Here is a 22,161-nt window from a genome sequence, read left to right on the forward strand (position 1 = left end):
TCAGGTACGCGCATTCAGGCGCCTGACCATTTGCGTTATGATAAGCGTTTTGGCCAAGGCGGCCTAGATAAAATCGGCAATGCCCACCGGCAGCGCCCCGAACTGAGTCACATAAACCCTATGAACAAACCGGAATCCACCGCGCCCGCCCACTTCCTTCGCCAGATCGTCCAGGCCGACCTGGAAGCAGGCAAGCACAGCCAGATCGTCACCCGCTTTCCGCCGGAGCCCAACGGCTACCTGCACATCGGGCATGCCAAATCGATCTGTCTGAACTTCGGCCTGGCTGGGGAGTTTGGCGGCGTCTGCAACCTGCGTTTCGATGATACCAACCCGACCAAGGAAGAGCAGGAGTACATTGACGCGATCAAGCAGGACGTCGAGTGGCTGGGTTTCCAGTGGGCGGGCGAAGTGCGTCACGCCTCGGACTACTTCGACCAGTTGCACGCCTGGGCCATCGAGCTGATCAAGGCGGGCAAGGCCTATGTCTGCGACCTGACCCCAGAGCAGGCCCGCGAATACCGTGGCAGCCTGACCGAGCCGGGCAAGAACAGCCCGTTCCGTGATCGCAGTGTCGAGGAAAACCTGGACCTGTTCGCTCGTATGACCGCCGGTGAGTTCGCCGATGGCGCCAAGGTGCTGCGGGCCAAGATCGACATGAGCGCGCCGAACATGAATCTGCGTGATCCGATCATCTACCGCATTCGTCATGCCCATCACCACCAGACCGGCGACAAATGGTGCGTGTACCCTAGCTATGACTTCACCCATGGCCAGTCAGACGCCATCGAGGGCATCACTCACTCGATCTGCACCCTGGAGTTTGAGGATCACCGCCCACTGTACGAATGGTTCCTCGACAACCTGCCGGTACCCTGCAAACCACGCCAGTACGAGTTCGCCCGCCTGAACCTGAACTACACGGTGACCAGCAAGCGCAAGCTCAAGCAACTGGTAGATGAAGGCCATGTGGATGGCTGGGATGATCCGCGCATGTCGACCCTGAGCGCTTTCCGTCGGCGCGGCTACACCCCTGCATCTATTCGCGAGTTTTGCGAACGCATTGGCGTGACCCGCTCTGACGGTGTGGTCGATATGGGCATGCTGGAGTTCTGCATTCGTGACGACCTGGATGCCCATGCGCCGCGGGCCATGTGCGTGCTGCGCCCGCTCAAGGTGGTGATTACCAATTACCCCGAAGGGCAGGTGGAGACCCTGGAACTGCCGCGTCACCCCAAGCAGGATATCGGTGTGCGTGTGCTGCCGTTCAGCCGTGAAATCTACATCGATCGCGACGATTTCATGATCGATCCGCCCAAGGGTTACAAGCGTCTGGAGCCGGGTGGTGAAGTACGCCTGCGCGGCAGCTATGTGATCCGTGCCGACGAGGCGATCACCGACGCCGAGGGCAACATTGTCGAGCTGCGCTGCAGCTACGATCCGGACACTCTGGGCAAGAATCCCGAAGGCCGCAAGGTCAAGGGGGTGATTCACTGGGTGCCGGCGGCTGAAAGCATCGAGTGCGAAGTGCGCCTGTATGATCGCCTGTTCAAGACCGCCAACCCGGACAAGGGTGAAGAGGGTGGCAGTTTCCTCGACAACATCAACCCTGAGTCGCTGGTGGTGCTCAAGGGCTGCCGCGCCGAGCCGTCGCTGGCCGAGGCCAGCCTGGCCGATCGCTTCCAGTTCGAGCGTGAGGGTTACTTCTGCCTGGACAGCAAGGACTCCAGTGCCGAACTGCCGGTGTTCAACCGCACCGTCACCCTGCGTGACTCCTGGGGGGGCTGATGGCGCTGTCGATCTACAACACCCTGAGCAAGGACAAGGCCCCGTTCCAGCCGCTGGAAGGCAATCACGTACGCATGTACGTGTGCGGCATGACCGTATATGACTTCTGTCATATCGGCCATGCCCGGGTGATGGTCGCTTTCGATGTGATCGCGCGCTGGCTGCGCCACAGTGGCTACCAGCTTACCTACGTGCGCAACATCACTGATATCGACGACAAGATCATCAAGCGCGCCAACGAGAACGGCGAGAGCTTCCAGGCCCTGACCGGGCGGATGATCGAGGCCATGCACGAGGATGAGCGCAAGCTCGCAGTGCTGCCGCCGGATCAGGAGCCACGGGCCAGCGAACACATTGCCGGCATGCATACTATGATCCAGACCCTGATCGACAAGGGCTACGCCTATGCCGCCAGCAATGGCGATGTGTATTACCGGGTTGGCAAGTTCGAGGGCTATGGCAAGCTGTCGCGGCGCAAGATTGAGGACCTGAAGATCGGTGCCCGCATCGAGGTCGATGAAGCCAAGCAAGACCCGCTGGATTTCGTGCTGTGGAAAGCGGCCAAGCCTGGCGAGCCGAGTTGGGCCTCGCCTTGGGGCGAGGGTCGCCCCGGCTGGCATATCGAATGCTCGGTCATGTCTACCTGCTGCCTGGGTGATACCTTCGATATCCACGGCGGCGGTCCGGACCTGGTATTTCCACACCATGAGAACGAGATTGCCCAGAGCGAAGCCGCAACGGGCAAACCTTACGCCGCTGCCTGGATGCATGCCGGCGCGGTGCGAGTGGATGGCGAAAAGATGTCCAAGAGTCTGGGCAACTTCTTCACCATCCGCGAGGTGCTGGAGAAGTACCACCCCGAGGTGGTGCGCTACCTGTTGGTGGCCAGTCATTACCGCAGTGCTATCAATTACTCCGAGGATAACCTCAAGGAAGCCAAGTCGGCGCTGGAGCGTTTTTATAATGCTCTCAAGGGGTTGCCTCAGGCTCCTGCGACTGGAGGTGAAGAGTTTGTCGCGCGTTTTGCCGCAGCAATGGATGATGACTTCAACACCCCGGAAGCCTGCGCGGTGCTGTTCGATATGGCTCGTGAGGTCAATCGCCTGAAGGACAGCGATCCCCAGTCTGCTGCGGCCCTGGCCGCACGTCTGCGTGAACTGGCCGGGCTACTGGGCGTGCTACAACTGGATGCCGATGCCTTCCTACAGGCAGGCGCTGCCGGCAAGGTCGATGCGGCTGAGGTGGAAGCGCTGATTCAGGCTCGCCTGCAAGCGCGGGCCGAGAAGAACTGGGCCGAATCCGACCGTATCCGTGATCAGCTCACTGCCATGGGGGTGGTGTTGGAAGATGGCAAGGGCGGTACCACCTGGCGCCTGGCTGATTAGCCTACGGCAGGAGCGTCTGCGAGCACGAATGAATCTTGCAGCCGCATTCGCGGCCGCAGGCCGCTCCTAGCCAGGGTGGTGCATGCGACTCAATCGACTATCGCGCCATTGATAATGGCGCGTAGCTCCTGCCGAATCGCGTAACTGGAAGAAGGGATCAACTGGGTCATGAAGATCATGATCAGATCCTCGACTGGGTCGATGAAGAAATTGGTACTGGCCATACCGCCCCAACCGTACTCGCCGCATGAGCCAATGGTTTGTGATCTGGCGACATCCTGCTTGACCGAGAATCCCAAGCCAAAGCCGGTGCCATCATAGGGCGTTTCGCTGAACGAGCCAGCGCGGGCCAGGCTGGGCAGATCCTGGTTGCCGGGCAGGTGATTCAGGCGCATGAACTCGAGTGTCTTGCGGCCAATGATTCGGGCACCTTCAAACTCGCCGCCATTGGCCAGGGCCTGGGCAAAGCGGTAGTAGTCATCAATGGTCGAGATCAGGCCGCCACCGCCGGAAAGAAAGTTGGGTTTGCGGCTGAAGTGCGATCTGTGCGGGTCGTCCTGCAGGCTGAAGCGATCACCCGGCTGGTACTGATAGCAGGCCGCGAAACGCCCGAGCTTGTCGGCCGGTACGCTGAAGAAGGTATCCTGCATCCCCAACGGCTGAAAAATATGCTCGGCGAAATACTCGTCCAGGCTCTGGCCTGACAGCAGTTGGACCAGATAGCCGCAGACATCGGTAGCCACCGAGTAATTCCACGCGGTTCCCGGTGAGAACTCCAGCGGCAGGCGCGACAGCTCATCCACCAACTGTTCCAGGGTCATCCCGCCGCTGCCATCCAGCTTCAGCTCGCGGTAGGCGGCATCGACGTTGCTGCGATTCATGAAACTGTAGGTCAGGCCCGATTGATGGGTGAGCAGGTCGCGCACGGTCATTGGCCGCTGACAGGCGCTGGTCACGAACTGAGGGTAGACCCCGGCCTTGTAGACACGCAGGTTCTGCCATGAAGGAATGTACTTGCTTACCGGATCATCCAGCAGGAAGCGACCCTGCTCGTAAAGCTGCATCAAAGCGATCGAAGTGATCGGCTTGGTCATCGAATAGATGCGAAACAGCGTGTCGCGCTCAATCGGCAGATTTCGCTCAACATCCCGCAGCCCTTGAGCCTTGCACCAGACTACCTCGCCGCGCCGGGCTACCATGGTCAAGGTGCCAGCCAGTTTTCCGGGGGCCAGATAGGCACGTTGAATGTGCTCGGCAATACGGTCTAGGCGGCCAAGGTCAAGGCCGGCGATCAGGGAGTCAGTCATGCAGGGTGTCCGGTGGATCATTGAGGTGGCTACGTTACCTGTATCTCGTTGACCGCTTCAAGCTTTGTCATTGCCCTCTTGTGGGCGAGATGGCCGATCGGTAAGAATCGTGCCACCTTCAGCCGCATGAGGAATGCCATGAAATGAGCCAAGCGTCTCCCTGTCTGAATTGTGGTGCCTGTTGTGCCACTTTCAGGGTTTCGTTTTACTGGGCAGAAACGGATGCCGCCCCGGAGGGTTCAATCCCCCAACATCTGACGGAACAGGTAACTCCGCATATCAGCTGTATGCGCGGCACTAATCAGAAACCGACGCGCTGCGTGGCGCTACTTGGTGAGGTTGGTGAGGCGGTACGTTGCAGCATCTACGAAAAAAGATCTTCCACCTGCCGGGAGTTCATCTGGCATGGTGAGAATGGTCAGGACAATCTGGATTGTCAGCGCGCCAGGGCCGCCCATGGCCTGCCCCCGCTGCCATCCAATCCCCAAGGCCCGGGCCTGATCCCGATCATCGCTGCGTGAAACTCACGCTCCGCCATAAGGCGGGGCGTGAGTGTTAAGCCGCTTTAACGCCTACTGCTGTTGCTGGGCCTGAACATCATGCGGGCCATTGAACCAGGTGTGGTGGATAGCCTCATGCAGCTCTATGAAGTCGAGCTGAATTTCATCGACGAAGGCATGCAGCCGGTCAGGCTCGGCAGCTAATGGCAAGATATCGGCTTCGGCCAGATGCTTGAGGCAGGCCTCGACCTCCTTTAGCGCTGTTTCATGGCGGGGCAGGGTGCGCAGCCCGGCGGCCAGTTGTTCCAGACTGCAGGCTACCGACCGGGGGAAATGGCGGTCCTGCAACAGGTAGCGCAGTACGTCAGGCCCGCGAATGCGCAGGCGTACATGCTGGCGATACATTTGATAACCGGTCAGGGATTTAAGCACGCTCATCCACTGCAGGGTTTCAAAGGGGGTCAGGTCCTCGGGGCTGCGCGGTAACAGGTTGGCTGAACGCACGTCGATCACTCGGGTGGTCATGTCAGCGCGCTCCAACTGCCTGCCCAGCATCAGGAATGTGCGTGCCGGGGTGTAGCTTAAAGTTCCTTCGATCAAGCCGGTGACGGTCTGGCAGCTACGAATAACCCGACCGAGAAAGGCGTCGCGCCGGCGCGGGGTGATACCGGCTTCCACCTGTTCCTTGACGTTGAGATAGAGCTGGTTGACCTCTTCCCAGATTTCCCGCGGGATGACATCACGAGTGGTGCGCAAATTCTCCCGGGCTGCGGCCAGGGAGCTTATGATCGAGCCGGAATAGCGGGTGTCGCCGCACATGAACGACAGTACGCTGGCTTCATCGCGGACCGGATAATGCTCGTTGAACAGTTCGTCGTTGCCGGTAATGGCAATGATTTCCGACCAGCCGAGTTTGGTCGGGCGCGGTAAATCCAGCAGCAGATTGCTGGTAACGCTGAGCAGGCGGGCGGTGTCTTCGGCTCGCTCAAGGTAGCGGGCCAGCCAGTAAATGTTTTCTGCAACGCGTGAAAGCATGATGTGTCCCTTGCTCAATTGCCTGACAGGTCGACGATCCAGGTGTCCTTGCTGCCGCCACCCTGGGACGAGTTGACCACCAGCGAGCCCTTGGTCAGGGCTACCCGAGTCAGCCCGCCAGTGGTCACCCAAGGCGTTTCGCCAGATAAAATGAAAGGCCTGAGGTCAACGTGCCGGGGCTCCATTGCGCCGTCGCACAAGGTTGGCGAGGTCGACAGGCTCAAGGTCGGTTGAGCCATGTAGTTGCGAGGGTTGGCCTTGATCAGCTCGGCAAATTTCTGGCGTTCTTTCTTGCTGGCATGAGGGCCGATCAGCATACCGTAGCCACCAGACTCGTTGGCCGGCTTGACTACCAGCTTGTCGAGATTGGCCAATACGTAGTCGCGGTCCTGATCGAACATGCACAGATAGCTCGGGACATTGGGTAGCAGCGGTTCCTGGTCCAGATAGTATTTGATGATTTGCGGCACGAAGGCATACACCACCTTGTCGTCGGCCACTCCTGCGCCGGGAGCATTGGCCAGTGCGACATTACCCTTGCGCCAGGCGCGCATCAGGCCGCGCACGCCGAGCATGGAGTCGGGGTTGAACACCTCTGGGTCAAGGAACATGTCGTCCACCCGACGGTAGATTACATCGACCCGGCACAAGCCATCGACCAGGCGCATATACACGCAGTCATCGTCACCCACCACCAGATCGCTGCCCTCAACCAGTTGTACGCCCATTTGCTGGGCCAGGTAGGAGTGCTCGTAGTAGGCTGAGTTGTAGATCCCCGGGGTCAGGATCACGATCACCGGGTCATCGCCGGGACGCGGTGACATTGAGGACAGCATTTCGTAGAGCTGGGAGGTGTAATCGTCGACCGGTTGAATGCGCCCGGTGGCGAACAAATCGGGCAGCACCCGTTTGGTGACATTGCGGTTCTCCAGCATGTAGGACACACCAGAAGGAACCCGCAGGTTGTCTTCCAATACATACAGAGTGCCGTCCTTGTCCCGGACCAGATCGGAGCCGCAGATATGCGCCCAGACGTTGTGCGGGGTATGGATGCCGACGCATTGCGGACGGAAGTTTGCCGACTGGGCCAGTACTTCGGCCGGAAACACGCCGTCCTTGACGATTTTCTGTTCGTGATACAAATCGTCGATGAACAGGTTGAGCGCCTGTACACGCTGCTTGAGACCCGCTTCAGTCCTTTGCCACTCCGGCAGCGGGATGATTCGCGGAACTATGTCGAAAGGCCAGGCCCGGTCGATCATGTTGCCTTCGGTGTAGACCGTGAAGGTGATCCCCATGAGCTGGATTGCCACCTCGGCAGCGGTTTTATGCTCTGCCAGTTCCCGGGCATCCAGGCTGGCCAGGTACTCGCACAGCATTGCCGCTTCGGGGCGGGGCTTGCCGGGTGCTGCAATCAGTTCGTCATAGAACCCCTTGGGGTTGTAGTCCTGCCAGTCGACTTTACTCATGCAAGCTCTCGTTCTACATGCGTGGGTGTTGTGATGGTATTTGCAATTGCCATACCAGAGGGACTTTCCGGGCAGGCTGTTTCATGTGGTTGGAGCACTACAGTGTTTGTAACACTGCTAGTGTTACAGAGTAGCTTAGAAGAGTCGCGGCCGGTTTGCCGGTGGGTTGGCACAGCCATTGCCTTGGATTCCAGCTTGCAGAGCCTTGAACAGGGATAGCTTTACATGACCATACGCGTAGCACTCCGGCACAGTACTCACTACCAGTTCGACCGGCCCGTAGCGGTCTCGCCACACCTGGTCCGGTTGCGTCCAGCCCCCCATTGCCGCACCCCGATCGAAGCCTATAGCCTGAAGGTCGAGGGTGGTGAGTACTTCATCAACTGGCAGCAGGACCCCTTCGGAAATCATGTTGCACGCCTTGTTTTTCCTGAAAAAATCAATGAGTTGAAGATTGATGTTGAAGTTGTTGCTCCGATGACGGTGATCAACCCGTTTGACTTCTTCATTGAGGACTATGCCGAAAATTACCCCTTCAACTACAGCAGCGAACTGCGTCGCGATCTGGCGCCTTATCTGGAGTTGACCGAGTCCGGGCCACTATTGAGCCAATGGCTGGCAGAGGTGCCCAAGGGCGCGCGCCAGACCACTGACTTTCTAGTGGATCTGAACCAGCGTTTACAGGCCGATGTCAGTTATCTGGTCCGCATGGAGCCCGGGGTTCAGACCGGTGAACAGACCCTCGAAAAGGGCAGTGGCTCGTGCCGCGACTCGGCCTGGCTACTGGTTCAGATCCTGCGGCACCTGGGCCTGGCAGCCCGGTTTGTCTCGGGCTACCTGATCCAGCTCACTGCCGATCTCAAGGCGCTCGACGGTCCGAGTGGGCCGGAGGCAGACTTTACTGATCTGCACGCCTGGGCCGAGGTGTTCATACCCGGGGCTGGCTGGATCGGGCTGGACCCGACTTCCGGGCTTTTTGCTGGCGAAGGTCACTTGCCGCTGGCGGCTACCCCCGATCCATCCAGCGCTGCACCGATAACGGGCGCGACCGACAAATGCGAGGTCGAGTTCTCCTTTGCCATGGAAGTAACCCGCATTCATGAAGATCCGCGAGTAACCAAACCCTACACGCTGAACCAATGGCAGCGCATAGATGCCTTGGGAGCGCGGGTTGACCAGCACCTGGAGGCGCTGGATGTGCGTTTGACCATGGGCGGCGAGCCCACTTTTGTATCAGTGGATGATATGGATGCACCGGAATGGAACACGGCGGCCCTGGGGCCGACCAAGCGCCGCTTATCCGAGCAGTTGCTCAAGCGCCTGCGTCGGCATTACGCGCCCGGCTCGCTGGTGCATTACCAGCAGGGCAAATGGTATCCGGGCGAGCCGCTGCCACGCTGGGCCTTGGCCTGTTATTGGCGTCGGGATGGCGTGCCAGTCTGGCGCGATGACCGCTGGCTGGCCGACAGCGCTCAGGATTACGGGTTCGGTGAGCCGGAAGCTCAGCGCTTTGCCACTGCACTGGTACGGCGGCTGGGAGTAGCGGAGCGGTTTCTGATTCCGGGCTACGAGGATGCCTACTATTACCTGTGGCTGGAGCAGACCCTACCGATTGATGTCGAGTTGCAGGGCGAGGATCTCAAGGATGATGCCAATCGGCTGCGCCTGGCCCGCTTGCTTGAGCGCGGACTGGACAGTCTGACCGGCTTGGTCTTGCCCTTGGCCCGCAGTGTCGATGGCCAGCGCTGGTTGTCTGGTGAGTGGCCGGTGCGCCGTGACTATTTGTATCTGGTGCCGGGCGACTCGCCCATGGGATTGCGTCTTCCGCTGAGTGCGCTGCCGGTGCAACGCCGCGATGATCCTTTGCCGCGCTCATTGTTTGAGGCTCCCCCAGCTTTGCCCGACGTGCATGGTGAGGTGGCCAGCCGCTACAGTGCCGCCGAAGCGCCGATTTATGCCGAACCGGGCATGCATCATCAGGCGGTCGGTCAGGATTGGCAGGAGCAGCGCCCCGAGCTGCGCGATCAGGGCATCATCGGGACGGCGCTGTGTATTGAGCCGCGCGATGGCAAGCTGTTTGTCTTTCTGCCACCGTTGGCCCAGCTCGAGGATTTTCTCGCATTGGTTGCGGTGATCGAGCGGACTGCCGCCGATACCGGCTTGCCGGTGTGCCTGGAAGGCTATGCGCCACCTGCCGATCCGCGTCTGGAGAAATTCATGATCACCCCGGACCCGGGGGTGATCGAGGTGAATGTCATGCCGGCTGCTAGCTGGCAGGCACTGGTGCGCAATACCCGGATACTTTATGACGAGGCGCGTCAGACCCGCCTGGGAACCGAGAAATTCATGCTTGATGGCCGGCATACCGGCACCGGTGGCGGCAACCATGTGACCCTGGGTGGTCCCACTCCGCTTGATTCGCCCTTTTTGCGCCGCCCCGACCTGCTGGCCAGCCTGCTGACCTACTGGCAGCATCATCCGAGCTTGTCCTACTTGTTCTCGGGGCTGTTCATTGGCCCGACCAGCCAGGCACCACGGGTTGATGAGGCCCGTCACGAGGCATTGTACGAACTGGAGATTGCTCTGGCCCAGATGCCCGCAGGCGAAGTGCCCCAGCCCTGGCTGGTTGACCGCTTGCTGCGCCATTTGTTGACCGATATCACAGGCAATACTCACCGGGCTGAGTTCTGTATCGACAAGCTGTATTCGCCGGACAGCGCCAGCGGGCGCCTGGGGCTGATCGAGTTGCGTGGCTTTGAAATGCCGCCGCATGCCGACATGAGTCTGATGCAGCAGTTGCTCATCCGCGCACTGGTGGCCCGATTTTGGGCCAAGCCGTATCGCAAGCCATTGGTACGCTGGGGCACGGCCTTGCATGACCGCTGGTTGATGCCGCATTACCTGTGGCAGGACCTGCTGGAAGTGATTGAAGACCTGCGTCGCCATGGTTTCGAGTTTGAGCATGACTGGTTCGCACCGTTTCTCGAATTCCGCTTCCCAATGTGTGGAGAGGTCCAGTATCAAGGCGTGAGCCTGGCCCTGCGTCAGGCGATCGAGCCTTGGCATGTGCTTGGCGAGGAAGCGGCTGGTGGTGGCACTGCCCGCTACGTTGATTCTTCGGTTGAGCGGTTGGAGGTCAAGCTACGCGACTTCAATCAGGCCCGTCATGTGCTGACCTGTAACGGCTTCAAGGTTCCACTGCATGCCACCGGCGTGCCGGGTGAGGCGGTCGCTGCCGTGCGTTATCGGGCCTGGCAACCACCGTCAGCCCTGCACCCGATGATCGAGGTCCAGGCGCCACTGGTGTTCGATCTGATCGACACCTGGAATCAGCGCTCGCTGGGTGGCTGCACCTATCATGTGGTCCATCCGGCTGGACGCAACTATGAACACTTCCCGGTAAATGCCAACGAGGCTGAAGCCCGGCGCCTGGCCAGATTCTGGCATTACGGTCACAGTCAGGGAGCGATTGGCCAGATTCAGCAGGCGCCAGGGCAGGAGTATCCACATACCCTGGATTTGCGTAGGGCAGGGGTGCCGCCCACTGGTTTATAATGCGAACTTCGTTCAATCTGTCGTGATACGGCTCGAATATGCCGTGGAGACAACAATAATGCAGCAAACGAGTGGTCTTGGGGCGGCGCTGGAGGCCTTGTTGGGAGAGTATCCGGGACATGGCCTGTATGATGAGCTGCTTGGTGACAATCGCCAGCCCAGAGCGCACTGGCAAACTTTGCTGGAAGACTTCACTTTGCTGGGGCCAGAGGTGCTGGCCGCACGCTCGGAAGAAGTGCAGAACCTGCTGCATGAGAATGGCGTTACTTTCAATCCCTATGAGGATAATCCCGGACAATTGCGCTCCTGGCAGCTAGATTGCCTGCCCTGGGTAATCAACACTGAGGAGTGGGAAGTGCTGGAGGCCGGCCTGCGTCAGCGCAGTCGGCTGCTGGAGCATCTGATCGATGACCTGTATGGCGAACGTCGGGTCATCACCGAGGGGCTGTTGCCGCCGGAGCTGGTTTATAGCCATCCCGGCTTTCTGTTTTCCGCCGCCGACCTGCCCAATCAATTGGAGCGTCCGCTGCTGATCATCCATGGCACGGATTTGATCCGTGACTCTGATGGAAACTGGCTGGCTCTGGCTGACTGGACCCAGTCGCCAGCCGGGGCTGGCTATGCCCTGGAGAACCGCATCATCCTGTCTCGTGCCTTGCCAAGTATTTACCGGGATGCGCCGATCAAACGTCTGGCTGGTTTTCTGCAGGCACAGCATCGTTGCCTGGCCAGCCTGGCCAACACCCAGCGCGAACAACCCAATATTGTTCTGTTGTCGCCGGGACCAGGCAGCCCGGGTTATTTCGAACACGCCTGGCTGGCCAACTATATGAACTTTTCCCTGGTCGAAGGGGCAGACCTGGTGGTCCGCGATGGTCAGGTATCGGTCCGGGCTCTTGGCGGACTGACCCAGGTGGATGTGATCGTCCGTCAGATCAACGATCCCTGGTGCGACCCGCTGGAGCTTCGCCCGGACTCACTGCTGGGCGTGCCTGGGTTGCTGCAGGCTGCGCGCAATGGCGAGGTGCGTATTGCCAATGCCCTGGGGACTGGAGTGCTCGAGCATCCGGCTCTGGCGGCTTTTCTGCCGATGCTATGCCGCCGGCTGTTGGGCGAAGAGCTGTTACTACCCTGTCGGGAAAGCCTCTGGTGTGGCGACCCGCAGTCGCGGCAACAGGTGATGGCAGGGTTGGATAACTGGCATATCCGCGATGTCACGCAGTCGGGCAAGGTGTTCATTCCTGAACAAATGTCACTGACGGCAGTCGAGGCGTTGCGCCGGGATCTCGACAGGCGCCCCCACTTGTTTACCGCGCAGCGGCCACTGGCATCGTCGGTCGCGCCGGGTTTCAACCCTCATACCCGGCAGCTGGAGCGGCAAAGTACCACTTTGCGATTCTTCAGCCTGGTTGAGCCGGACGATCTGAAAAAACCGGTACAGCAGCGCAATTATCGGGTGATGCCGGGTGGTCTGGCCTGGGTAGGCGAGCCCGGAGCGCCGCTGATGCAGAGCCGCACGGTCAAGGATATCTGGGTCATGGCGCCGGTGCCGCAGCCGCATATCAGTCTGTTGCGTCAGGCTCAGGGGCCGATTGTGGTGACTCGCGATGGCAAGGATCTGCCCTGTCGGGTAGCTGAAAGCTTGTTCTGGATGGGTCGCTATGGCGAACGCCTGGATGCCCGGGCCAGACTGTTGCGTGAGGCGCTGGCGCGACTACTGCAGGAGGATCGGGCCGAGGCCGGAGTACATCTGATGCCGGATCTGCTGGCGGCGCTGGAGATCCCGCTCGATGCCGAAGGCCTGCCGGCAGATCAGGAGGAGAGCGATCCACAGACCCTCAATGGGCGGTTTTCACGTGAATATGTGATCAGCCGTGATCGGTTGCTGCAGCTGTTTGCCGACGACCAGCCTGATGGCCTGCCCATGTTGTTCGGCCATTTTGTGCGCAACAGCCGGGCGGTACGTGACCATCTGGGCGACGATGCCTGGCGGGCGATCAATGTCATGCGTCAGCGTTTCAACAACATCTCGCGGACCAGGGGAATTGTGGTTGGCCAACGTCATCTGGAAGCCATGGTGCTCGATCTGTCGGCCTTCTTCGGGCTGTGCAACGAAACCATGCCGCATCACTACGGCTGGCGTTTTCTCGATATCGGGCGTTTCGTCGAGCGCGCGCTCAACGGTCTTGAGCTGCTCAAGCTGGCGTTGCTGACCGCTCAGCAGCCGGGCATCCCGCTGTGGGAGGTAGTGCTGGCGACTACTGACAACTTCACCGTCTATCGCCGCCGCTATCGCTCCCAACTGCATCCCTCGGCTATTCTCGACCTGTTGCTGTTCGATGAAACCAATCCGCGCTCGATTGGCTACATGCTCAAACGTCTGGGCCGACAAATCGTGCGCCTGCCGTCCCCGGGCAGCTCGCCTTACCGTAATCTTGAAAATCGCCTGATCATCCAGGCCACCAGCGCCTTGCATCTGGTCGATATCGACAGCCTGGCCGATCTTGAGAAGTCGGCCGAGGCCCGGGCGGCTCTGGCGGATCTGCTAGACCGCCTGATCGAGCCCATGGCCGAGTTGTCCAATGCCGTATCCCACAGTCATTTCAGCCACGTTGAAATGCCCCGGCAACTGGTCACCATGCAATACACCCCGACCTGAACGAGCCCTGATCAATGAAATATCAACTGCGCCATACCACGCGCTATGAATACAGCGGCCCGGTCAGCCTGAGCCATAACGAAGCGCGGATCCTGCCCCGACAGTTGTCATGGCAACGCTGTGACAATACCCGCATCGAAATAATTCCAGCTCCGGTTCGCCAGCGTGAACGGACGGATTTCTTTGGAAATCGGGTGGTGAACTTCTCTCTGGAATCCCTGCATGACAGCCTGGAAGTGCATGTATTCAGCGAAGTCACTACCTCGGCGCGACCTGCCCAGGATTTCTTCTCCTCAATGGCCTGGGAATCGGCAGTGGCCGCTTTGCGTGAAGACTGGCGTGACAGCAACGCCGATACGCTCGAGGCCCGACTATATGTAATGGACTCGGCCTTCGTTCAGGCCCATGACCACCTGGCCAGTTACGCGGCCAAAAGCTTCACCCCTGGGCGCAACCTGATCGAGGCAATTCTGGACCTGAATACCAGGATCTTTACCGAGTTTAGTTATGACCCAGGATTCACTACAGTCGCCACCCCATTGGCTGAGGTTCTGGCCAGCCGGCGGGGGGTATGCCAGGACTTTGCCCATCTGACCATCGGCTGCCTGCGCTCGCTGGGGCTGGCGGGGCGTTATGTCAGTGGCTACATGGAAACCCTGCCGCCACCAGGGCAGGAGAAATTGCTGGGTGCCGACGCCACTCACGCCTGGTTGGCAGTTTTCATTCCGGGCTGGGGCTGGCTGGAGATCGACCCCACCAATGGCTGCTTGCCGGATGAGCGCTATATCGTGCTGGGTTGGGGGCGTGATTTTGCCGATGTAACTCCGCTCAAGGGGGTCATGACCGGGGGCGGCGAACATGTGCTCAGTGTGGCCGTTGACGTATTGCCGCTGGGTGATGAGCCAGGGGAGGGCGTATTGGTCTAGGTAACCTCTGAAAAACTACCTGCGTTGGCAATACTGCGTTAAAAACAGCCTCAAAATGCTCATTTACACCACGTAAACTGCGCTTTTTCGGCTGTTTTTGCCTTGTCTTGCCTGCCTCGCCTACGTTTTTCAGAGGTTACCTAGCCACGCATGCAGTGGCTGGTCTGTCTGAAACGAAAAACCCGGCCGAAGCCGGGTTTTTGCTTGGTACAGCAGCCTTACATGTTGGGGTAGTTCGGGCCGCCAGTACCTTCAGGAGCGATCCAGTTGATGTTCTGGGCCGGATCCTTGATGTCGCAAGTCTTGCAGTGTACGCAGTTCTGCGCGTTGATCTGGAAGCGCTTGCTGCCGTCATCGTTCTCGACGATCTCATACACACCAGCCGGGCAGTAACGCTGAGCCGGCTCGTCGTACAGCGGCAGGTTCTTCTCCAGCGGAATGCTCGGGTCCTTAAGAGTCAGGTGAACCGGCTGATCTTCCTCATGGTTGGTGTTGGACAGGAACACCGAGGACAGCTTGTCGAAGCTGATCACTCCATCCGGCTTGGGATAGGTGATCTTCTTGGCTTCGGAAGCCTTCTTCATGCAGGCGTAATCCGGAGTCTTGTCACGCAGGGTGAAAGGGATCTTGCCGCCGAACAGGTTCTGATCCAGCCAGTTGACGCCGCCGCCAATGATGGCGCCGAACTTGTGCACTGCCGGGCCGAAGTTGCGGGCACGGAACAGTTCGTCATACAGCCAGCTCGACTTGAAGCTGTCAACGTAACCGGTCAGCTCGTCGCCACCTTCACTGCCAGCCTTGAGCGCTTCGACAATGGCGTCGGCGGCCAGCATACCGGATTTCATAGCGGTGTGGCTGCCCTTGATCTTGGCAAAGTTCAGGGTGCCCAGATCGCAACCAATCAACGCACCACCGGGGAAGACCATCTTCGGCAGCGAGTTGAAACCACCCTTGCAGATGGCGCGGGCACCATAAGCAACGCGCTTGCCGCCTTCCAGGTACTGCTTGATCACCGGGTGGTGCTTGTAGCGCTGGAACTCGTCGAACGGCGACAGATGCGGATTGGCGTAGGACAGGTCGATGATCAGACCAACGACGACCTGGTTGTTTTCCAGGTGATAGAGGAAGGAACCACCGGTGTTTTCGGTGCCCATGATATCCATCGGCCAGCCGGCGGTGTGAACTACCAGACCCTGCTGGTGCTTGGCCGGATCGATATCCCAGATTTCCTTGATGCCGATACCGTAGTGCTGGGCGTCAGCGTCGCTGTCAAGATTGTACTTTTTGATCAGCTGCTTGCCGATGTGGCCACGGCAACCTTCAGCGAACAGGGTGTACTTGGCGCGCAGCTCCATACCCGGGGTATAGAAGCCTTCTTTGGGGTTGCCTTCACGGTCGACACCCAGATCGCCAGTGAGGATCCCCTTGACCACGCCGTTCTCATCGATCAGTGCTTCCTGGGCGGCGAAGCCCGGATATACCTCTACGCCCAGGTTCTCAGCCTGCTGGGCCAGCCAGCGGCACAGGTTGCCCAGGGAGATGATGTAGTTGCCTTCATTGTGCATGGTTTTGGGCACAAAGAAGTCGGGAACCTTGGTGGCTTTCTCTTCACTGGTCAGGACGTAGATATCGTCACGAATGACCGGAGTGTTCAGCGGGGCTTCCAGTTCTTTCCAGTTGGGGAACAGCTCGTTAAGCGCACGCGGCTCGAAAACCGCACCGGAGAGAATGTGGGCGCCGACTTCGGAACCTTTCTCCACCACGCAGACACTGATTTCCTGCCCGGCTTCAGCAGCTTGCTGCTTGATGCGGCAAGCGGCGGACAGACCGGACGGACCAGCGCCCACGATGACAACGTCAAACTCCATGAATTCGCGTTCCACAAGCAATCTCCTACACTAGGCCAGCTAAATAACGGTTTTTTTAGATCTTCCCTGATCGGTTTAGCCGAGCATTATAACAGTCTGTCTCATCGGCTCCAATCCAAAGATCGAACTGGCAGCCCCTGACAATACGACTTTAGACCTAACGGACTATTGACCCTCACACAGAGGGCCGGCATGATAGTTGCCCTGAATGATAATCTCGATTTAGTCTGATTGTGAACGATTTGTTGTTGTTCGGTCACTTTTTGGCATCGAGTGGTTGCACCCAAGACTCATGAGGTAGCCATGAAGGTACTAGTAGCCGTTAAGCGCGTGGTCGACTACAACGTCAAGGTTCGCGTCAAGGCGGACAACAGCGGTGTCGATCTTGCCAACGTCAAGATGTCCATGAACCCCTTCTGCGAAATCGCCGTAGAAGAGGCCGTGCGCCTGAAAGAGAAGGGCGTGGCAACTGAAATCGTTGCCGTTTCCGTAGGCCCGACCGCCGCTCAGGAGCAACTGCGCACCGCGCTGGCTCTGGGTGCCGACCGCGCCGTGCTGGTTGAGTCTGCCGATGAGTTGAACTCGCTGGCCATCGCCAAGCTGCTCAAGGCCGTGGTTGACAAGGAACAGCCGCAACTGGTCATCCTTGGCAAGCAGGCCATCGATTCCGACAACAACCAGACTGGCCAGATGCTCGCAGCCCTGTCCGGCTACGCCCAGGGCACCTTCGCCTCGGCGGTCAATGTCGAAGGCGACCGGGTCAAGGTCACCCGCGAGATCGATGGCGGTCTGCAGACCGTTGATCTGAAACTGCCGGCCATCGTCACCACCGACCTGCGCCTGAACGAGCCGCGTTACGCTTCGCTGCCGAACATCATGAAGGCCAAGAAGAAGCCGCTGGAAACCCTCAAGCCGGAAGAGCTGGGTGTCAGCACCGCCTCGACCGTGACCACCCTGAAGGTTGAAGCCCCGGCTGCCCGCAGCGCCGGCATCAAGGTCAAGAGCGTCGACGAACTGATCGACAAACTCAAGAACGAAGCCAAGGTGATCTGAACATGAGCATTCTGGTTATTGCCGAACACAACAACGCCGCACTGAACGCCGCGACCCTGAACACCGTGGCTGCTGCCCAGGCCATCGGTGGCGACATCCATGTGCTGGTAGCCGGTCAAGGCTGTGGCGCCGCGGCTGAAGCTGCGGCCAAGGTCGCCGGTGTGAGCAAGGTTTTGGTTGCTGACAACGCCGCCTACGCCCATCAGTTGCCGGAAAACCTGGCGCTGCTGATTGCCGAAGTCGGCAAGGGCTACAGCCACATCCTGGCTCCGGCCAGCACCAACGGCAAGAACTACGCCCCGCGCGTAGCCGCGCTGCTGGACGTCGATCAGATCTCCGAGATCATCGCGGTCGAAAGCGCCGACACCTTCAAGCGTCCGATCTACGCCGGTAATGCGATTGCCACCGTGCAGTCCAGCGCTGCGGTCAAGGTCATCACCGTCCGCGCCACCGGCTTTGACGCCGTGGCCGCCGAAGGTGGCAGCGCCGCCGTAGAAGCGGTTGCCAGCGCCACTGACGCCGGCATCTCGGCCTTCGTTGGCGAAGAGCTGGCCAAGTCTGACCGTCCCGAGCTGGCCGGTGCCAAGATCGTCATTTCTGGCGGCCGTGGCATGCAGAATGGCGACAACTTCGAGATGCTCTACAAGCTGGCCGACAAGCTCGGCGCGGCGGTAGGCGCCTCGCGTGCCGCAGTGGACGCCGGCTTCGTGCCGAACGACATGCAGGTTGGCCAGACCGGCAAGATCGTTGCTCCGCAGCTGTACGTGGCGGTCGGCATCAGCGGTGCGATCCAGCACCTGGCCGGTATGAAAGACTCCAAGGTGATCGTCGCGATCAACAAGGACGAAGAAGCCCCGATCTTCCAGGTTGCCGACTACGGTCTGGTCGCTGACCTGTTCGAGGCGGTACCGGAGCTGGAAGGCAAGCTGTAAGCCTCAGGCTGCAAGTACGACGAGAACCCCGGCCTGGTGCCGGGGTTTTTGTTTGTCTGGATTCTCTGCCGCCGCTGTGGATTGCCACGGGCCTGCGGCCCTCGCAATGACGAGGAGTGAGAGATCAGCCTTGTGCCCACTCCTGTTCCTGCAGGGCTCGCCAGAGAATCTTGCCGGTCGGTGACTTGGGCAGGGCGCTGACGAACTCCACCAGTTTGGGGCATTTGTAGGCCGACATGTTGCCCTGGCACCAGGCGATGATCTCCTCGGCGCTGGCCTGCTGGCCCGCTGCAAGAACAATTACCGCCTTGGTGGTTTCCCCACGCCGGGCATCCGGGGCTGATATGACGCAAACCTCCTGTACGGCGGGGTGGCCATAGAGCAGTGCTTCGACTTCGGCCGGCCAGACCTTGTATCCGGAGGCGTTGATCATCCGTTTGACCCGGTCAACCAGGAAAAAATAGCCCTGCTCATCGTAATAACCCAGATCGCCGGTCCGGAAGAAGCGCTTACCATCCAGTTCAATGAAGGCCTCGGCTGTTGCATCGGGGCGATTCCAATAGCCCTGGAATACCTGCTCACCATGGATGACGATCTCTCCGGTCACTCCAGGCTCCACCTCGCTCAGGGTCTCAAGGCTGACCACGCGAGAGTCCACGCCGATGATCGGAATACCCAGGCACTGTGGCTTGGGGGCGTGGTAAGGATTCATGTGAGTGGCGCTGATGGTTTCCGACAGACCATAGCCTTCAGCGTATTCCAGCCCGGTCTTGAGCTTGAGTTTTTCCGCCACTGCGACCGGCATCGCCGCGCCGCCGCCACCAATTGCCTTGAGGCTGCTGAGATCGTATTGGTCGATCTGTGGGTCAGAGAGCAGGTCGACCACCATGGTCGAAATGTTCCGCCAACTGGTAATGCCATGGCGCTGGATGAGCTGGGCAGCGGCCTTGCGATCCCAGCGGGTCATCACTACCTGGGTGCCGCCGATATAGATCGAACAGTTCATGCAGACCTGCATCCCGGTGACATGGAACATGGGGACCGATACGAGTTGCACGCTGTCATGCTGGGCATTGCCCCAGACCGAACAATACACGGTGGTAGCCATGACGCTGTGATGGGTATGCACACACCCCTTGGGGTTGCCGGTAGTACCTGAACTGTAGGGAATGACGCAAAGATCGTCCGGACCGGCGGTCAAGGGCCCCGGCTGATGCTTGGCGGCCAATGCCTGCTGCCAGGCAGTGAGACCCGGCAGTTCGGGAATCTCGTTGGCGAGCTGGACCGCTTCGGGCAAGTCGATCCCGTCGCATTCGCCAGCATATTCGCTATAGGCGCTGACGATGACTTCACGCAACCCATGCTGGCCGACCAGCGGGGCGATGTTCTCCAGCAGCTCCAGGCCGCACAGCGCCACTTCGGCCTGGGTATCCTCCAGCAAATACTCCAGCTCGGCCTTGCGGTTCATCGGGTTGACCGGTACCACCACGGCGTTGGCCCGCAAGATCGCATAGAACCCGATGACGAACTGCGGGCTGTTCTGCATGTATAACAACACCCGGTCTCCGGCCTTGACGCCAGCCTGCTGCAGGTAACCTGCCAGCGCCTCGGCCTGTTGCTGCAGTTCACGGTAGCTCAGTGCCGCACCGTAGTAGATGATCGCCGGATGTTCCGGGTAGCGCAGGGCTGACACGCTGAGATTGCTGTACAAACTGGTAGTGGGCAGTTCAAGAAAGTGCGGGACGGACTCGGGCCAGACGGCGTAATGGCGGTCAAACATGGGGCTGGGGCTCCTCTGCTGGTTGTGTGGGCAGACTACGCCGACAACCGTCAGGACAGAACGAACAACAATCCTGGTGTTAACCCGGCATAAGGGCGGCGAAGCGAGTAGTGCGAAAGGGCAGGCTTGCTGCTCAAGTAGCAGGGCTTTAGTGCAAAAGTGGAGTTAAAGAGCAATGAAAGGCGTGGGACAGTGACCTGAATAAATCCAATAACAGGGAGGTCCCGTGAAAGAGAGTGAGCTCTGTCGCCATCTATTGGGTGTAGAGGCACCTTGGGATGTTTGCCGTATACGTGTCGATACCTATGCCAAGGAACTGCACGCTTACCTGAGTACCACGAAAAGTGGCTGGTTCGGCCGCTACCTGCCTGACAAGCCTCGCGCGCGCTGGCGACATACCAACGTTGGTGGCTACCGCACCTATATTCATGCTGACCTGAGCGAAGCACCGGCTTACCCAGCACCGCCGGCGTTCATCGGTGCACCGGGCAACGATTTCACCCAGGGTTTGGCCCACAACGTAATTCGCTGCCTGCAGGCGGGGCTGCGCTATCGTGAAGTCTGCGAATTGCTTGAAATCGACATCCATCTGGCCTGGCAGATCAAGCATGCAATCAGTGGTATCGAGTCAGGTAGTACCGCAATGGTGCTTGATGAAACTGTTGCCCAGAGTGGCATCCCGCCAAGTCACCATCCCATCTGGACCCGACTACTGGAAAGCGGTGATGTCTGCCAGATCCGCCTGCTGAGCCTGAAATTATTGCTGTCACGGGCTCGTCAGGACTTCTCCAGACTTTCGGATGATGAGGTTAAAGCAATAAAAATCAATGAAATACGTAGGTTTTTTATAAAACACGAGAAGCAACTGACCAGTGAAATCGCGCAGTTGAACGCAGCCTGCCAGCAGGGGGATGGGCGATGAAGCACGCCAGCCAACTGATGAGTGTCGTCGAGGCCTCGCAATTGATCGAGCAGGGGGCCAGTCTGGTGATTGCCGGGAGCACCGAGAGCCTCGAAAGGTTACCTGCGGGCAACTGGATTGGGGGTACCACACCGTATTTCATGACCGAGGCTGGAGGGCTCTGCGACCAGCAGCAGGTGTTCGTGCAGGCGCTGGGACTGCCGGTCGCCCGAATCGCCAGCTATGACCGTGTGCAACTACCGCATGTGCTGGAGGATGCTCCGGAGCACGGTCTTACTCTGCTGATTCTACCGGCCGCCAGTCAGGTGCTGGAGGACTATGCACAACAGGCCCCAGACTATGCCGACATGTTCATCAAGCCTATCGCTGGCTGGGTAGCCGGGATGCACCTGGATCAGGTTGGGCAGGCCCGCGCGCTGGTATACAACGGCCAGGAAGGCCGCTCATATGCTGACCAGGCTGTCGCCCTGCATTGCCCGTTGCCCGAGAACCTTCTGGCGCATATCGAGATCGTCAATTTATTTCAGCCTGGCAGTGGGCCGGTATTGCGCTTCGGGGAAACCGGATTCTCTGCGGCAGACTGTCTGGCAGATGAGCAGCCTGCCAATCTGGCGAGCCTGATTCGTGAGCGGCAAATAGATACCCGCGTGCCATTGGTGGCCGACTATTGCGGAGCGCTGATCAATGTCAGTGTGCAGGCAGTCGATGAACACAAGGTACAGTTCTACGCGCCAGTGTTTGCTGGGGTCGATTACCGTTTTGCCGAGCCGCTGGAGGATTATCCGAGCCAGTTCATTGAGGCACTGCCCGCGCAGGAGGGCGAGATGCTGCTGGGCTGCAACTGCATTCTCAATTATCTGTACTCGCAACTGGAGGGGCGCTGCACTGGGGCTTTGACCGGGCCTATCACCTTTGGCGAGGTTGCCTATCAATTGCTCAATCAGACCGCTGTGCGGATCAGTCTTATTGAGAGCTGAACGGC

Annotated in this window: 15 protein-coding genes; 10 read left to right on the top strand and 5 right to left on the bottom strand. The window is 59.4% G+C overall.

Going from position 1 to position 22,161, the window contains the following annotated elements; genetic code table 11:
- The first annotated feature begins 120 nt into the window (after window positions 1-120).
- Both BVH74_RS13660 and cysS read left to right on the top strand, forming a co-directional pair.
- Entirely contained in the window at window positions 121-1,788 is a 1,668-nt protein-coding gene (locus tag BVH74_RS13660) for a glutamine--tRNA ligase/YqeY domain fusion protein (RefSeq protein ID WP_080050598.1), read from the top strand.
- On the top strand, window positions 1,788-3,173 hold the full coding sequence (cysS, locus tag BVH74_RS13665) for a cysteine--tRNA ligase (protein ID WP_080050599.1): 1,386 nt from the start codon (window positions 1,788-1,790) through the stop codon (window positions 3,171-3,173). The genes BVH74_RS13660 and cysS overlap by 1 nt, the downstream gene beginning before the upstream one ends.
- An 89-nt stretch (window positions 3,174-3,262) precedes the next feature.
- Here the strand turns inward: cysS and BVH74_RS13670 are convergent, their stop codons facing one another.
- Complete coding sequence (locus BVH74_RS13670; protein ID WP_080050600.1) at window positions 3,263-4,480, bottom strand: serine hydrolase domain-containing protein; 1,218 nt, start codon at window positions 4,478-4,480, stop codon at window positions 3,263-3,265.
- 143 nt (window positions 4,481-4,623) lie between these two features.
- On the opposite strand from BVH74_RS13670, the gene BVH74_RS13675 reads away from it, so the two are divergent.
- Window positions 4,624-5,001 (top strand): YkgJ family cysteine cluster protein, encoded by a 378-nt coding sequence (locus BVH74_RS13675; RefSeq protein WP_080050601.1) that lies wholly within the window; start codon window positions 4,624-4,626, stop codon window positions 4,999-5,001.
- A gap of 51 nt (window positions 5,002-5,052) precedes the next feature.
- Here BVH74_RS13675 and BVH74_RS13680 read toward each other — a convergent pair whose 3' ends face one another.
- Both BVH74_RS13680 and BVH74_RS13685 read right to left on the bottom strand, forming a co-directional pair.
- Entirely contained in the window at window positions 5,053-6,015 is a 963-nt protein-coding gene (locus BVH74_RS13680) for an alpha-E domain-containing protein (protein ID WP_080050602.1), read from the bottom strand.
- Between the two features lie 14 nt (window positions 6,016-6,029).
- Complete coding sequence (locus BVH74_RS13685; protein ID WP_080050603.1) at window positions 6,030-7,484, bottom strand: circularly permuted type 2 ATP-grasp protein; 1,455 nt, start codon at window positions 7,482-7,484, stop codon at window positions 6,030-6,032.
- Between the two features lie 225 nt (window positions 7,485-7,709).
- Here BVH74_RS13685 and BVH74_RS13690 point away from each other — a divergent pair, with 225 nt between their 5' ends.
- From BVH74_RS13690 to BVH74_RS13700, 3 genes are read left to right on the top strand one after another with little or no spacing between them, the layout of a single operon-like run.
- Window positions 7,710-11,039 (top strand): transglutaminase family protein, encoded by a 3,330-nt coding sequence (locus BVH74_RS13690; RefSeq protein WP_080050604.1) that lies wholly within the window; start codon window positions 7,710-7,712, stop codon window positions 11,037-11,039.
- 58 nt (window positions 11,040-11,097) lie between these two features.
- Window positions 11,098-13,698, top strand: a complete 2,601-nt coding sequence (locus BVH74_RS13695) for a circularly permuted type 2 ATP-grasp protein (RefSeq protein ID WP_080050605.1) — start codon at window positions 11,098-11,100, stop codon at window positions 13,696-13,698.
- Window positions 13,699-13,712: 14 nt separating this feature from the next.
- On the top strand, window positions 13,713-14,624 hold the full coding sequence (locus BVH74_RS13700; RefSeq protein WP_080050607.1) for a transglutaminase family protein: 912 nt from the start codon (window positions 13,713-13,715) through the stop codon (window positions 14,622-14,624).
- A 218-nt stretch (window positions 14,625-14,842) separates the two neighbouring features.
- Here the strand turns inward: BVH74_RS13700 and BVH74_RS13705 are convergent, their stop codons facing one another.
- Entirely contained in the window at window positions 14,843-16,507 is a 1,665-nt protein-coding gene (locus BVH74_RS13705) for an electron transfer flavoprotein-ubiquinone oxidoreductase (protein ID WP_080050608.1), read from the bottom strand.
- Window positions 16,508-16,795: 288 nt separating this feature from the next.
- Here BVH74_RS13705 and BVH74_RS13710 point away from each other — a divergent pair, with 288 nt between their 5' ends.
- Together BVH74_RS13710 and BVH74_RS13715 are read left to right on the top strand one after the other, a co-directional pair.
- Complete coding sequence (locus BVH74_RS13710) at window positions 16,796-17,545, top strand: electron transfer flavoprotein subunit beta/FixA family protein (RefSeq protein ID WP_080050610.1); 750 nt, start codon at window positions 16,796-16,798, stop codon at window positions 17,543-17,545.
- Window positions 17,546-17,547: 2 nt separating this feature from the next.
- The gene (locus tag BVH74_RS13715) at window positions 17,548-18,477 is read left to right on the top strand and encodes an electron transfer flavoprotein subunit alpha/FixB family protein (protein ID WP_080049089.1); all 930 of its coding nucleotides are present in this window, start codon (window positions 17,548-17,550) and stop codon (window positions 18,475-18,477) included.
- A gap of 124 nt (window positions 18,478-18,601) precedes the next feature.
- On the opposite strand, the gene BVH74_RS13720 is transcribed toward BVH74_RS13715, so the two are convergent.
- Window positions 18,602-20,257, bottom strand: coding sequence for a long-chain fatty acid--CoA ligase (locus BVH74_RS13720; RefSeq protein WP_080050611.1), 1,656 nt, complete (start codon window positions 20,255-20,257; stop codon window positions 18,602-18,604).
- 226 nt (window positions 20,258-20,483) lie between these two features.
- Here BVH74_RS13720 and BVH74_RS13725 point away from each other — a divergent pair, with 226 nt between their 5' ends.
- Together BVH74_RS13725 and BVH74_RS13730 are read left to right on the top strand one after the other, a co-directional pair.
- Window positions 20,484-21,179 (top strand): hypothetical protein, encoded by a 696-nt coding sequence (locus BVH74_RS13725; RefSeq protein WP_080050612.1) that lies wholly within the window; start codon window positions 20,484-20,486, stop codon window positions 21,177-21,179.
- Entirely contained in the window at window positions 21,176-22,156 is a 981-nt protein-coding gene (locus BVH74_RS13730) for a DUF6976 family protein (protein ID WP_080050613.1), read from the top strand. The genes BVH74_RS13725 and BVH74_RS13730 overlap by 4 nt, the downstream gene beginning before the upstream one ends.
- Window positions 22,157-22,161 lie beyond the last annotated feature (5 nt).

Origin of the sequence: Halopseudomonas phragmitis, assembly GCF_002056295.1 — a bacterium.
Lineage (GTDB): Bacteria > Pseudomonadota > Gammaproteobacteria > Pseudomonadales > Pseudomonadaceae > Halopseudomonas > Halopseudomonas phragmitis.